At 72.0% G+C, this 15,606-nt stretch carries 1 protein-coding gene (running past one end of the window); it reads right to left on the bottom strand.

Annotated elements, in window-relative coordinates:
* Positions 1 to 15,606: the 5' portion of an SDR family NAD(P)-dependent oxidoreductase gene (locus tag AC07AG_RS21175; protein WP_478756639.1), read on the bottom strand. It extends 12,300 nt beyond the left edge of the window; the window shows 15,606 of its 27,906 coding nt (coding positions 1-15,606); its start codon is at positions 15,604 to 15,606; its stop codon lies off the left edge, out of view.

Here is a 15,606-nt window from a genome sequence, read left to right as displayed (position 1 = left end):
GTCGACGGGCACACCGTTCGCCCACAGTTCAAGGAGCTTGTCGTACTTCCCCTTGCCTGCCCAGGTCGAGATCATCGTGCTCAGATCCGCGTCGGCGGAGAGCAGCGTCCGTACGGCGCTGTCGCTCCTGGCCGAGCCGCGCACCACGCTCCCGCCGCCGTCGTCGGCCGAGGCGAGGAATCCGCGCAGCCCCGCCGCCAGGTCCCCGACGGACGCGGCGAGGACGCCGAGGCGCTCCTCCATCGCTTCCCGCCCGACCTGCAGCGTGTACGCCACGTCCGCGAGGCCCACGGCCGCGTTCTCCGGCCGTTCCAGCCAGTCCAGGAGGTTCTCGGCCTGCGCCCGCAGCCCTTCCTCGGTCCGCGCCGACAAGGGCACCACCGCGCCGAGCGCGGGGTCGAGCGGGTACACGTCCTCGTGGCCTTCCGGTGCGTACTCCGCGATGACGACGTGGGCGTTCGACCCGCCCGCGCCGAAGGACGAGATCCCGGCGACGCGCGGCAGCTCCGCGCCCGTGCCGTCACCGGCAAGGACGGGCCGGTCCCAGTCGGCGAGTTCGCGCTGGACGGCGAACGGGGTGTCCGCGAAGTCGATGTGCGGGTTCAGCGTCTCCGCGTGCAGGGAGGGCGCCAGCTTGCCGTGCCGCATCTGCAGCAGCACCTTGGTGATGCCCGCGATGCCCGATGCGCTCTCGGCGTGACCGATGTTGCTCTTCACCGAACCGATCGCGCAGAACTGCCGGTCACCGGTGTGCTCCCGGAAGGCGTTCGACAGGCCCGTGATCTCGATCGGGTCGCCCAGTGCGGTCCCGGTGCCGTGCGCCTCGATGTAGCTCACCGCACGCGCGCCGACCCCGGCCGTCTCCAGGGCGCGGCCGATCACCTCCGACTGCGCCTTGGGGTTGGGCACGGTGTAGCCGCCCGCGCCGCCGCCGTGGTTGACCGACGTGCCCTTGATGACGCCGTAGATCCTGTCCTCGTCGGCGATCGCCGCGGCCAGCGGCTTCAGCAGGACCGCGCCCACGCCCTCGCCGGGCACGTAGCCGTCGCCGCCGGCACCGAAGCTCCGGCACCGGCCGTCGCTCGCGGCGAACTTGCCCTGGCTCAGGAGCAGGTACTTGTTCGGGTGCAGCGAGAGGTTGACGCCGCCCGCGATCGCCACCTCGGACTCGCCGCACCTGAGGCTCTGGCACGCGAGATGAACGGCCGTCAGCGAGGACGAGCACATGGTGTCGATGCTCAGGCTCGGACCGTGGAACCCGCAGACGTGCGACACCCGGTTGGCGATGGAGGCCGAACTGCCCGCCACGGCCGACGCACCGCCGAGGAGTTGGTTCTGGGCGCCGAAGAGCTGGTACTCCTCGTACATCACACCGACGAACACGCCGACCCGGCCGTCGAGCACATTGCCGGTACGGCTCTTCGGGCCGCCCCGCGTGTACCCGGCGTCCTCCAGCGTCTCGTGGACGCACTGGAGGAAGAGGCGCTCCTGCGGATCCATCGTCTCCGCCTCGCGCGGGGAGATGTTGAAGAACAGCGGGTCGAAGTCGTAGGCACCGTCGAGGAAGCCGCCCCACTTGCTGTACGCCTTGCCGGCGGCGTCCTTGCGCGGGTCGAAGAACTGCCCGTGGTCCCAGCGCGACGCGGGGATCTCGGTGACGCTGTCCCTGCCCGCCGCGAGGTTCTCCCAGAACTCCGCCACGTCGCGCGCCTGCGGGTAGCGCCCCGCGAGGCCCACGATCGCGATGTCCATCTGCCCCGCGGTGCCGGGCACCGAGACGGGCGCGGCGACGGGCGCGGTGACAGGTGCGGTGACGGGCACGGAAGCCCGCCACGGGCGCACCCGCTCGGCGGCGCTCGTCGGGGAGGCGGCACGGACCGCTCCCCCGGCACCGGGGCCGCTCTCCCCGGCGGACAGCAGTGCGCGCATCCGGTCCGGGTGGGCTTCGAGGAAGTGACCGGCGAGGGCCTCGATGGTGCGGTGCTCGAAGAACAGGGTCTTCGACAGCGACCCGAAGACCTCCTCCAAGGTCCGGGTCATGTCCATGGTCATGACGGAGTCGACGCCGTAGTCGTCGAGCGCCGCCTCCGCGTCGATCCTGGCCGGGGGCAGGTTGATCACCGACGACAGCAGCTTCTTGAAGTACGCCTCGGCCCGTCCTGCCAGGCCTTCCGCCACCTCCGGCGCATCCGGCGTCCCCGGCGTCCCCGGCGTATCCGCCGTCTCCGCCGTCTTCGTCGCCTCCGTACGCCGCGGTGCGCTCGTGGCCCCGGGCTCGTCCGCGGCCAGCAGGGTGTGCCTCATCCGGGCCCGGTCGCCTTCGAGGACGAGGACCTGGTCGTACGGAGCGGCAAGCGCCCGGTACAGAGCCCGCACCCCGGTGTCCTCGCGCAGCGGCACCATGCCGAACTGCGCCCGCAGCCACTGCTCGACGCCCGGGTCGACGTGCATCCCGCCGTCGGCCCACAACGGCCAGTTGACCGACACCGTCCGCCCGCTGCGCCTGCCCTGTGCCACGAGTGCGTTCCGGTGGCCCGCGTAGGCGTCCATGAACGCGTTCGCCGCCGCGTAGTCGGCCTGTCCCACGTTGCCGAACGCGCCGGAGAAGGACGAGAAGAGGACGAGGAAGTCCAGGTCCGCGTCCTGGGTCGCGGAGTCCAGGTGCACCAGGCCGGAGACCTTCGGGGCCAGCACGGTGGAGAAGTCCTCGGCCGACTTCTGCAGGATGAAACCGTCCCGGAGCACCCCGGCGGAGTGCAGGATCCCGTCCACCCGGCCGTACGTCCCGCGTATCCAGCCCACGAGCGCCACGACGTCCTCCTCGACGCCGGCGTCCGCCTGCCGGTAGACCACATCGGCGCCCAGCAGCCGCAGTTGCTCCAGGAGCGCGTCCTTGCCCGCGTCCCGCTCGGCACGCCCGGTCAGCACGATCCGGGGCCGGTCCACCTTGGCGGCGATGTCCCGCGCGAACAGCGCGCCGAGCCCACCGGCACCACCGGTGATCAGGTAGACGCCGCCGTCCTTCCACGGCAGCGGGGCCGCGGGGGCGCCCTCGAACTCGCGCCACCGCAGCACCTCGCGCACCCCGGCCCTGTACCGGACCGCCGCGTCCTGTGCGGACACCGATGCGGACCGCTCGGACTCCACGTGGGACGCGGCACGCTCCGGCCCGTCCTGCGGGTCGACCAGGATCAACTGCCCCGAGACTCGGGGGTTCTCCGCCTGCGCGGTCTTGAGGATGCCCGCGAGGCCCGTCCACAGCCACGCGTCCGCGTCGGTGGGGACGACCAGCTGGACGCGGACCGCGTGGTGCGCCCGCTCGCCGAGCAGTTCCTTGACCGTCGCGAAGACCTGCCGGGCGTAGTCGGAGTACCGCCCGTCGACGCTCGCCGAACCGGACTCCAGGAGCACGACCCGTCCGGTTCCGCGTGACCGCAGTGCCTCCGCGACCCCGGGAAGACCAATGAGCAGGGCGAGCGCGGCGGGCGTGCCGTGCGCCTCAAGTGTGTCCGCCCCCCGCGCGTCCGGCGTCCGGTCATCGGCGACCCAGCTCGGCGCGGCGAGCAGCTCACCCATGGGCTGCTCCACCGGGAGCGCCCGCAGCGAGACACCCCTGAGCCGGACGCACACCCTCCCCGCGTCGTCGCAGAGGTCGATGTCGAGCCGGTGGACCGTGGAACCGGCGGACGCCGAAGCGTCGGCGCCACCGCGCACCCACGCCCACATCGAAGCGGTGCACGCGCCCAGGATCCGCACCTCGTCCACGGCGAAGGGCAGGAGCAGTTCGCGCTGCGGCCCCTCTCCCGGCGCCATGCCGACGCAGGCCTGGAGCGCGGAGTCGAGCAGGGCGGGGTGCAGCCCGTAGGTCCCCAGGGTGGTGCCGACGGCATCCGGCAGCGTCAGGCGGGCCACGGCCTGGCCGTCGCCGATCCACAGGCGCTCGATGCCCCGGTGTCCGGGGCCGTAGGAGATGCCCTGCGCCAGGAACCAGTCGTAGACCTGGTCCGCGTCCATCGTGGTGCTCTCGCACTCGGCGCGCAGGCGGGCGATGTCCACCTCGGCGGCCGTGGGGGCCGCGGCGTGCGCCTGCTCCACCCGCACCACGCCTTCGCCGTGGACCACCGGGTCCGCGTCGGACCGCGGGCCGACGATCTCGTAGCCGATCTCGTCCTGTCCCCTGGGCAGCAGACGCACCTCGACGGCCCGATGCCCCTCGCCCACCGTCACCGGCCGCGCCCACACCACGTCGGCGATGCTCAGCGGACCGTGCGGCTCGTCCAACGAGGCCTCGACGGCGGCCCGTACCAGTTCGAGGCAGGCGGCCGCGGAGAGCACACGCTCACCGTGGACCCGGTGGTCGGCCAGGAAGAACTCGTCCCCGGTGAACACGGAGGTGAACCGCTGCCCGCTCAGGCTCGACGTGTTCGTGTGCACCAGCGGATGGAGCTGCCGCGCCACCCGCGGCGCCGCCTCGGTGTCCGTGCTCGTGGCGGGCCAGTAGCGCTCGCGCTGGAAGGGATAGGCGGGCATCGGGATGCGACGCGGCGCACCCCGACGGGGGAGCTTCCCCCAGTCGACCGTCACCCCTGTCACCCACAGCTTGAGCAGCTTGTCGAACTTGCCCTTCTCCGCCCACGCGCCCAGCGTGCGGGCCATGTCCTCGTCCGCGGCGAAGAGCTGCAGCGCGTCGTCCTTGCGCCGCTTGACCGTGCCCCGGTGCAGGCCGGGAACCTCGTCGCCGTCGAGGAAGCACGTCAGCTCGGCGACGAGGCCGGCGGTCGTGTCCACCACGAGACCGAGGCGCTCCTCGAACACATCCCGGCCCGTCTGCAGGGTGTGCGCGATGTCCGCGAGCGACGCATCGGCGCCGTCCTCGTCCGCGATCCACCGGACCAGCTGCTCGGCCCGCTCCCGCAGGGCGTCCGGTGTCCTCGCGGAGAGCACGACGACCGCGGGGCCGTCCTGCGGGAGCTGCCGTGCCCGCTCGGGGACGTACTCCTCCACGATCAGGTGGGCGTTGGAACCGCCCGCGCCGAAGGAGGAGATCCCTGCGATGCGCGGCAGCTCCGTGCCGTCGGCCGCCAGCGGGCGCTGCCATGCCGAGAGGCCGCGCTGCACGACGAAGGGGCTGTCCTCGAAGTCGATGTGCGGGTTCAGCACCTCCGAGTGCAGCGAGGGCACCAGCTGCCCGTGCTTCATCTGCAGCAGCACCTTGGTGAGACCGGAGATGCCCGCGGCGCTCTCCGCGTGTCCGATGTTGCTCTTCACCGAACCGATCGCACAGAAGCCCACGTCGTCGGAGTGCTCGCGGAACGCCCGCGTCAGGCCCGCGACCTCGATCGGGTCGCCGAGCGACGTGCCGGTGCCGTGCGCCTCGACGTAGCTCACCGACCGCGCGTCCACACCCGCTTCCCGCAGGGCCCGGCCGATGACGTCGAACTGCGCACGCGGGTTGGGCACCGAGTAGCCGTTCGTCTTGCCGCCGTGATTGACGGCCACGCCCCGGATGACGCCGTAGATCGTGTCGCCGTCCTCCTCCGCCTTCGCGAGCGGCTTCAGGAGTACGGCGCCGACGCCCTCGCCCGGTACGTAACCGTCGCCGCCCTCACCGAAGCTCTCGCACTGCCCCTTGCTCGACAGGTACTTGCCGCCCGCGAGCATCAGGTACTTGTTGGGGTGCAGGGAGAGGTTCACACCGCCCGCGACGGCCACTTCGCACCCGCGCGTCAGCAGGCTCTGGCACGCCAGCTGGATCGCCGTGAGCGACGAGGAGCACATCGTGTCGACCGCCATGCTCGGCCCGTGCAGGTCGAAGAAGTACGACACGCGGTTCGCGATCGACGACGCGCTGCCCGCCAGCGTGAGGTTCCGGCCCCTGGCCTGCTCCTGGGCGGCGTACAGCTGGTACTCCTCGTACATCACCCCCACGAACACGCCGACGTTCCCGCCGGGACCGCCATCGCCCCGGTCACGGCCCAGCGCCGCACGGGTGTAGCCCGCGTCCTCGAACGTCTCCTGCACGCACTCCAGGAAGAGCCGCTCCTGCGGGTCCATGTACTCCGCCTCGCGCGGAGAGATGTTGAAGAACAGCGGATCGAAGCGGTCCGCACCCTCCAGGAAGCCGCCCCACTTCGAGTACGTCCGGTCCGCGGCGGTGACGTCAGGGTCGAAGTACCGGCTGTGGTCCCACCGGTCCCGCGGAACCTCGGTGATGCAGTCCTTGCCCTCGACCAGGTTCTGCCAGAACTCCCGCACCGTCCGCGCCTGCGGGTAGCGCCCCGCGAGGCCGATGACGGCGACGTCGAGGGGACCCTCGGCCGCATGGGCGGCCGGGGCGGTCCGAGCGGCCTGGGGGCGAGTCCGCGCGAGGCGCCCGGGGGACGCCGCGGCCGAAGGGCCCGTCACGGTCGCCTTGGGTGTGTCCGCGCCGAGCAGGGGCCTCAGCTCGTCCTCGTGGGTCTCCAGGAAGTACTGCGTCAGGGCGCGGATGCTCTGGTACTCGAAGAACAGGGTCTTGGGCAGCGAGCCGAAGACCTGCTCCAGCTTGGCGGTCAGGGCCATCGTCATGACGGAGTCGATGCCGTAGACCTCGAACGCGTCGTCGGCGTCGATCCGGTCCGCGGCCAGGCCGAGCTCCGACGCCAGCAGCCCGATGAGGTACCGGGAGGTCAGGTCGTCGAGCCCGTCGCCACTCACATCTGCCCCGTTCTGAGCCGCACGGTCGTCCTGAGCCGCCCGCTCGTCGTGAGCGATCCGCTCGTCCTGAGCAATCCGCTCGGGCTGCTCAGGACGGGGCCGCGCGGTCGTGCCATCGGCCTCGTAAGGCCTGGCGGAGAACCCCTTGAACCGGCAGGACACGACACCCGACCCGTCGCACAGGTCGATGTCGAGCTTGCGCACCCGGCTCTCGGGCCGGTCGTCGGCGCTGCGGCGCACCCAGGCCCACATCACCTCGCTGCACGGTCCGAAGACCTGCAGCTCGTCCAGCGCGAACGGGATGTGGGCCGCGTCCTCGACAGGCCCCAGACCGATCGCCGCCTGCAACGCCGAGTCCAGCAGGCTCGGGTGCAGCACGAACGCGTCGAGCGAACCGTGCACCTCCGCGGGCAGCCGCAGCCGGGCGAGCGCCTGACCGTCCCCGGCCCACACGCTCTCGATCCCGCGGTGCGCGGGCCCGTACGCCAGGCCGAGCCGCTCGTAGGCCTGGTAGCAGTGCTCCGCGTCGAGCCGTGTCCCCTCGCACGCGGCCCGCAGCCCCGCCAGGTCCACCGGTTCGGCGGGCGCGGGCTCGCCGAGCGACACCACGCCCTGGCCGTGCACCACGGGCACCGCCTCGTCACCGGCCGCATCCGGCACGCCGGAGACCTCGAACGCGACCTCGCCGTCCGCGCCGGGGGTCAGCACCGTGCGGACCCGGACAGGCCGGTCCCCCACCTTCGCGGGCCGCGCCCACACCACGTTGCGCAGGGCGAGACCGTCCGGACGGCTGTCGACCGACTTCGTCACCGCCGCGCGCGCCATCTCCAGATACGCCACACCCGGCAGCACACAGTCGCCCTTGACGACGTGGTCCCTCAGGAAGAACTCGTCGCCGGAGAACACCGAGTCGAACCGCTGGGCCTCCAGGGTGGACGTGTTGGCGTGCACCAGCGGGTGCAACCGCGCGGTGCCTGCCCCGCCGGCCGCCCCGGCTTCGAGCGGTGCGCCGACCCAATGCCGCTCGGGCGCGAAGGGATACGTGGGCAGCGGGACGCGGCGCGGCGGCGTGGCGCGGGCCAGGAGCTCCCAGTCCACGCTCAGGCCGTCCACCCAGATGTCCGCCAGCTCCCTGTGCGCACCGCTCTGAAGCCAGTGCCGCACCTGCCGCTGGCGCTCTTCGTCGGCCTCGAAGTCCGCGAGCGCCTCGCGGGTCCGCCGCGTCCGGCCGCGGCACACACCCTCGATGTCCTGGGCTCCGTCGAGGAACGCCCGGAGTTTTTCGAGCAGTTCGTCCCGGCTCTCCACGAGCAGGGCGAGCCGTTCCTCCATGGCTTCCCTGCCGACCTGCAGCGTGTACGCGATGTCTCCCAGGCGGGCGTCCGCGCCCCCTTCCGGCAGCCGGCGCACCAGTGCGCGCACCTTCTCCCGCAGGCGCTCGGGGTTCCTGGCCGACAGCACCACGAGCTCCGGTGCCGGACCGGGCACCGGCCTGTCGTCCTGCCGTATGTGCTCCTCGATCAGCACGTTGGCGAGGGCGCCGTGGGCACCGAACGAGGAGACACCGGCGATGCGGGGCACTTCGGTGGTCACTCCCGCCACGGTCCGCGTGGGCCGCTTCCACGCCGCGAGCTCCTGCTGTACGCGGACCGGCGAGCCGGAGAAGTCGATGTAGGGGTTCAGCTGCCGCGAGTGCAGGGAAGGCGCGAGCATCCCGTGCCGCATCTGCAGGGCCACCTTGGTGATGCCCGCGATGCCCGCGGCGGCCTCCAGGTGACCGATGTTCGACTTGACCGATCCGATCGAGCAGAACCCCGTCCCGTCGGTGTCCTCGCGGAACGCCCGGGTCAGGGCGGTGATCTCGATCGGGTCGCCCAGCGACGTGCCGGTCCCGTGCGCCTCGACGTAGCTGACGTCCTGTGCGGAGATCCCCGCGTCCCGCAGCGCGGCCACCACCAGGTCGGCCTGCGCCGACGGGTTGGGCACGGTGGTGCCGTTGGTCTTTCCGCCGTGCCGCGTCGCCACGCCCCGGATCACGGCGTGGATGTGGTCCCCGTCCGCCACGGCCCGGTCCAGGGACTTCAGCAGGACGCAGCCCACGCCCTCCCCCGGGACATAGCCGGTGCCGCCCTCGCCGAACGAACGGCAACGCCCGTCCGCGGCAAGGAAGTTCAGCTGGCTGAGCGCCACGTACTTGTTCGGGTGCAGCGACAGGTTCACGCCCGCCGCGAAGGCCATCGACGTCTCGCCGCTCCTGATGCTCTCGCACGCCATGGCGACCGCGTACAGCGAGGACGCGCACGCCGTGTCGACGGTGAGGCTCGGCCCGTGGAGGTCGAAGAAGTAGGAGACGAGGTTGGCGGCCTCCGCACGGTCGGACACGTCCTGGCCGCTGTAGAGCTGGTACTCGTTCCAGGTCATGCCCAGGTACACGCCGACCTTCCCGGCCCCGTCGGCGCTCAGGCCCTGGCGCGTGTACCCGGCGTCCTCCATGGCGGCCCAGGCCTCCTGGAGGACGAGCCTGGTCTGCGGGTCGGTCGCGGCGGCCCGCTTCGGCGGGATGCCGAAGAACATCGCGTCGAAGTTCTCCGCCCCGTCGATGAAACCGCCCCACTTGCTGGTGGTCCTGCCGGGCTTGGTCTCCGGGTCGTAGTACGCGTCCTTGTCCCACCGGTGCGGCGGGATCTCCTCGACGCAGTCCTCGCCCTTGCGCAGCACCTCCCAGAACTGGTCCAGGTCGTCGGCGTGCGGGTAGCGGCCGCTGATCCCGATGACGGCCACGTCCCGGGACCGCCCGGACCCGCCGGAGCCGCCGGACCCGCTCGACGCCGCGTCGACGCGCGCGGTCACGCGGGCCTGCCCGGTCGTGGCCGACGGCACGGCGGCGGGGACCGCTGCGGCGGCCGGGCCGGTGTCGAGCAGTGCCGTCATCCGCTCCGCGTGGTCGCGGACGAAGTACCCGGCGAGCTCGTGGATGGTGCGGTACTCGAAGAACAGCGTGCCGGGCACGGCCTCGAAGTCCTTGCCGAGCAGCCGCAGCAGCTCCAGGATCTGGATCGACTCGATGCCGTACTCGCCGAGTTCGGCGGCGGCGTCGACGCGCTCAGCCTTGATCTTGAAGACCCGGGAGATCATGTCCTTGAGGTAGCCGACGGCCCCGGTGAACAGGTCGGGGGCGGGCACGGCGGACCCCTCGGCGGTCAAGGACCGCGGCTCGACACCGACACTGACACTGGCACCGACGCCGACACCGGCACCGGCACCGGCACCGGCGGTCGCCTCCGCCCGCTCGCGTCCGGCGACGCGCAGCACCCGCTCGATCCTGTCCCGCTCGCCCTTGGCCACCACGACCTGCGTCTCCTCCGAGGCCAGCATCGTCATCAGCGCCCGGATGCCCTCGGCGGTCCCGAGGCCGCGCAGGCCGGAGTGGTCGAAGTAGAGGGCCTTCGACATGGCGTCCTGCTCGATGTCCCCGAGCATTCCGCCCTCGTCCCAGTAGGGCCAGCCGACCGAGATGGTCCTGCCGCGACGCTCGCCCCGGGCGCGCAGCGCTTCCCGGTGGTGGGCGTAGGCGTCGAGGAAGCCGTTGGCCGCCGCGTAGCTGCCCTGCCCGAAGTCGCCGAGGTGGGCGGCGATCGACGAGAACAGGACGAAGAAGTCAAGGGACTCCTCGCGCGTCAGCTCGTCCAGGTGGACGGTGCCGTGCACCTTGGGCGCGAGGACCCCGTCGAAGTCGGCCTTCGACGCGGTCAGGACGTCGGTGCCGCCGAGGACGCCCGCGCTGTGGAAGACCCCGTCGAGCCCGCCGAACCGCGCCCGCGCCGCGTCGAGTGCGGCGCGCACCGCGCCGCGGTCGGCGACGTCGCACCGCAGGTACTCGACCTGCGCGCCCGCCGCCTCCAGGACCGCGATCCGCTCCCGCAGGCCCGCGTCCGGCGCCCTGCGGCCGAGCAGGACGAGCCTCGCCCGGCACTGCTCGGCCAGGTGCTTGCCGAGGTGCCCGCCGAGTTCACCCGCGCCGCCGCTGATGAGGTAGACGCCGTTCTCCTTCAACGGCAGGCCGGACGAGGGGTTCACGCCATCGGTCCAGGGCCGCAGCACCCGCGCGGACCGGACGCCACCGGCACGCCGGGCCTCCTGCCCGCCGCGCGCGGACGTCCCCTCCATGACGCGGAGTTCGTCCAGGACCCCGGCCACCACGGCTTCGGCGTCCCGCACCTCGTCGAACTGCAGGGTGTTCATCCGGATCAGGTGGTTCACCGGCGTCATGGCGCGCGCGAACCCCGAGAGCGGCTGTGCCGCGGCCCCGGCGGGGCCCTGCTCACCCGGTACGACGGACAGGTGCCGGAGTTCGCGTTCGAGCCCGGTGCGGTGTGCTGCCCGGAAGAAGTGGAGCAGGCTCTCCAGCTCGGCCGTACGGTCCGAACCGTCCGAGGCCAGGGGCCAGAGGTTGGCGACGGCGAGCGGTGTCCGCGCCCGAAGGTCCACCGCGGTCAGCAGCCGGTCGAAGTCCGCCTGGCTGTGCCGGTCGACGACGTAGTGGTCGGTGGCGTGCTCCTCGAACGACGCACCGGCCCGCACCTGGATCACGGTTCCCGCATGCCGGCGGCGGAAGAGCGCGACGCGTGCCGGTTCGTCGTCGAAGACGAGCAGGGTCGCCCCGGAGCCCGCTTCGGTGCCTGCGTCGGAACCCGCTTCGGTTCCTGCGTCGGAGCCCGGTTCCGCAGTGGCGGCCGCCACCCAGCGCGGCACGTAGAAGTGCAGGTCCTCGCTGCCGATGCCCGCGGCCCGCGACTGCTCCCCCGCGGGCTCGTCCTGCCCGTCCTGCCCGTCCTGCCCGTCGATCCAGTACTCCTCGCGGGCGAAGGGGTAGGCGGGCAGGGACGTGACCGGCGGTACCCGGTCGCCGAACAGGCCCTCCCATTCCAGGTCGTAGCCCTGGCGGTACAGGTCGGCGAGCGCGCGCAGGGCGTCCTGGTGCTCGCTCCGGACGCCGGTCGGGCCGCCCGCACGCGCGACCAACTGGTTGGCGTGCTCGGCGAGCGCGGTCTGCGGTGCGAAGTCCCTCGGCCGCACGCCCTGGTACGTGTCGGGCGCTTCCCGTCCTTCGAGCACCTGACGGAGCAGTCGCGCGGCTTCCTCGGGCGTCGCCGCGAGCAGCGCGCAGCGGTGCGCGAAGTGATGCCTGCCGACGAGAAGTGTGGCGCTGATCCGGGCGAGACCGTCCCGGTCCTGGCCTCTGTTCTCCAGGAAGGCCAGGAGTTCGGTGACCCTGGCCGTCAGTGCCTCGCGGGTCTTGGCCGAGAGCACGAGGAGGTGAGCTCGCGCCGGATCGCCGGAGTCCCCGGACTCCGGCGCGTCGTAACCCTCGACGACGACGTGGGCGTTCGTACCGCTGATCCCGAAGGAACTGACCGCGCCGAGCCGCTTCTTGCCGGGCCTGGCCTTCCAGGGGCGGGTCTCCTTGTTGACGTAGAAGGGACTCCGCGGCCAGTCGATGTAGTCGCTGTCCTGCTCGCAGTGCCTGCTGGCGGGCAGGGTCTCGTGCCGCAGCGACTGCACAAGGCCGATCAGGCTCACCACTCCGGACGCGGCCAGGGTGTGCCCGAGGTTGCTCTTGACCGAGGTCAGCGCGCAGTACTGCTTCTTGTCGGTGTACCGGCCGAAGGCGTCGGCGAGGGCGTTCACCTCGATGGGGTCGCCGAGCCGGGTGCCGGTGCCGTGCGCCACCACGTGCTCGATCTCGTCCGGGTCGATGCCGAACCGCTCGTACACGGAACGCAGCAGCGAGGACTGCGCCGACCTGCTGGGCGCGGTGATTCCGTTCGTACGGCCGTCGTAGTTGATGCCGCTGCCCTTGATGACGGCGTGGATCCTGTCCCCGTCCGCCTGCGCCTTCGAGAGGCGCTTGAGCACCACGACGGCCACCGCCTCGCCCACGACCATCCCGTTGGCGCGCTTGTCGAAGGGGCGGCAGACGCCGTCGTCGGACAGCATTCCGGACCGGTCGGCGTGCCGGAAGAACTGGGAGGTCGCGAGGATGTTGACGCCCGCGGCGAGCGCGGTGTCGCACTCGCCGGTGCGCAGGCTCACGCAGGCCTGGTGCACGGCGGAAAGACCGGCCGAGCACGCCGTGTTGATCGCGAGGACCGGTCCGGAGAAGTTCAGGAAGTACCCGAGGCGCGACGCCAGGATGCCGTCGTGGGCGGAGGTGAGGGTCTCCTCGCCGCCCGCGATCCGCTGGTAGTCGCCCTGCTCGGCACCGACGAACATGCCCATCGTGTGGTCGCGCAGCTTCCCCGCGCCGTAGCCGGCGTCCTCCAGGGCCCGCCATGACTCCTGGAGCAGCAGTCGCTGCCGCGGGTCCATGGCCTCGGCCTCGCTGGGGACGATCTCGAAGAACAGCGGGTCGAACTCGGCCGCGCCCGGCAGCCATCCGCCCGTGGGTTCCTGGCCGTCGGGTGCACCGGCCCAGTCCCGGCGCCGCCGCGGCGGAAGGGGCCCGACCACGTCCCGGCCGCCCGCGAGGATGTCCCAGAGGTCGTCGGCCGTCCGCGCCTGCGGGAAGCGTCCGCTCAGACCGATGATGGCGATGTCGACCTCGCCGGGGACGGCAGCGGTCCCGGCACCGGGCTCCGGCCGGGACGACAGGGCGGCGTCCTGCCGCACGGCGTCCTGCCGTACGGCGCTCTGCAGCCCGGGTTCCTGCCGCGAGGCCGGCGGTTCCGTGGTCGCCGCGTACGTCCGCTCCACCGCGTCGCCGTGGTCCCGGACGAGGTGTTCCTGGATCATGCCCAGCGTGAAGTGCGTATAGAGGTCCGCCGGAGTGAGATCGATCCCGTAGTACGCGCTCAGTTCGGCGGACAGGCGGGTGTTGCCGACCGAGTCGAAGCCCAAGTCGGAGAGTTTGTGCGCCGGTTGGATGCCGTCCGCGGGCAGCTTGAGGACGCCGCGGGCGATCCTGTGGAGGTCGGCCCTGACCAGGCCCTCGACCTCCGGTCGGCCGCCGGGCTCCGAGGGGAGCCGCTCCGACGGGGAGCCGGACGACGCCGCGTCACCCAGGTCACCTGCGTCGTCTGTGTCACCTGCGTCAGCCGTGATCCAGAACCGCTGCGCGTCGAACGGATACGTCGGCAGCCGGAGCTTCTCGGTCCGGACCGCGGAGAAGAGGTCGTGTCCGTGCAGGTCGGCCCCGGCGGCGAACGACTCGGCCAGGGCGATGAGTTGGCGTACGTACTCGGGCGCGGGCACCTCCGCGCCGATGTGGAAGTCAGGCTGCTCCAGGCGGAGTTCCTCCGCGGACGCACTCCTGTCCCGGCCGAGGTTGTGGAAGCACTTCCCGGCGCGGCCCTTGCGCAGCAGGCGCTTCAGCTTGTCCCGCAGTTCGGCGGCGCTCCCCACGACGAACGCCGCCCGGACGTCGAAGTGTTCACGTCCGAGGAGCAGCGTGGCACTGAGGTCCGTCAGGTCGGCGTCGCTCCCCGCCCGCCCGAGCCAGTCCGCCAGCTCCTCGACCCGGCGCCGCAGCGCCGTCTCGGTCCTGCCGGACAGGCAGATCAGGTACGCGGGCCGGGGCTGCGGCGTGACCGGCTGTCCGGGCGGCGCCTCCTCCAGGATCACGTGCGCGTTCGTCCCGCCGAAGCCGAACGAGCTGACCCCGGCGCGGCGCGGCACGGGCTCGCCCGCCTCCGAGCTCGCTCTCGCCCACTCCCGTGGGGAATCCGCGATGTAGAAGGGCGTCTCTTCCAGCGTGATGGCGGGATTCAGCTTCGTGAAGTCCGGCAGGCCCGGTATCTTCTCGTGCGCCATCGACAGCAGAACCTTGATGACGCCCGCGATCCCGGCGGCGGGCTCCAGGTGGCCGATGTTCGGTTTGACGGAGCCGAGTCCGCAGTAGTTGTACGGTCCGGCGGCGTCGTCGTCGCCACGGGCCTGCCGGAACCCTTCCACCAGTCCGCGGACCTCGACCGGGTCGCCGGTGGGTGTACCGGTGCCGTGCGCCTCGACGTAGCCGACGGTCCGGGGTGCGACACCGGACTGGGCGAAAGCCTTCGAGATGACTCTGGCCTGCGCGTCGGCGCTGGGATAGGTGAGGCTGCGGGTCCTGCCGCCGTGGCTGACGGCGCTGCCCCGGATCACACCGTGGATGCTGTCGCCGTCGCGCAGGGCGTCCTCGAGCGGCTTGAGCAGCACCAGGCCGCCGCCCTCGCCGCGTACGTACCCGTCCGCGCGTTCGTCGAAGGTCTTGCAGGAGCCGGTCGGGGACAGCATCCCGACCTTGGAGAACGAGACGGTCCGCGCGGGCGTGAGGACGAGGCTGATGCCGCCCGCGACCGCGACGCCGCACTCCTTCTGCCGCAGGGACTGCACTGCCAGGTGTAAGGCGTCGAGGGATGCGGAGGATGCCGTGTCGACGGTCACGCTGGGGCCGGTGAAGTCGAAGAAGTGGGACACGCGGTTGGCGATGACGGCACTCGCCGTCCCCGTGGCGTGGTGCGCGGCGGGTTCCCGCGCCCCTGCTTCCTGCAGCCCCTTGTAGTCCAGGTTGAAGGCGCCGACGAAGACCCCGACGTCGCCGCCCGCCAGCTCTCCGGGCCGCACGGCGGCGTCCTCGAAGCAGGCCCAGACGAGCTGCAGCATGATCCGCTGCTGGGGGTCCATGCTCTCCGCCTCCAGCGGAGACACCCGGAAGAACGCGGCGTCGAAGGCCTCCACGTCCGTCAGGAAAGCGCCCCATCTGCTGGTTCCCGGGCCTTCGGTGTCCGCGTACGCCCGCCAGTCCCAACGGCTGCCGGGCACCTCGCCGACATGCGAGCGACCGCGCTCCACGGTGGTCCAGAACTGGCGGTAGTCGTCAGCTCCGGGGAACCGACAGGCCATGCCGATGATGGCGATGTCGTTGCTCTGCAC

This window comes from Streptomyces sp. NPDC044044, assembly GCF_056434405.1.
The sequence above is the reverse complement of the archived record's forward strand: the minus strand, read 5'-3'. Positions and strand labels throughout refer to the sequence as shown.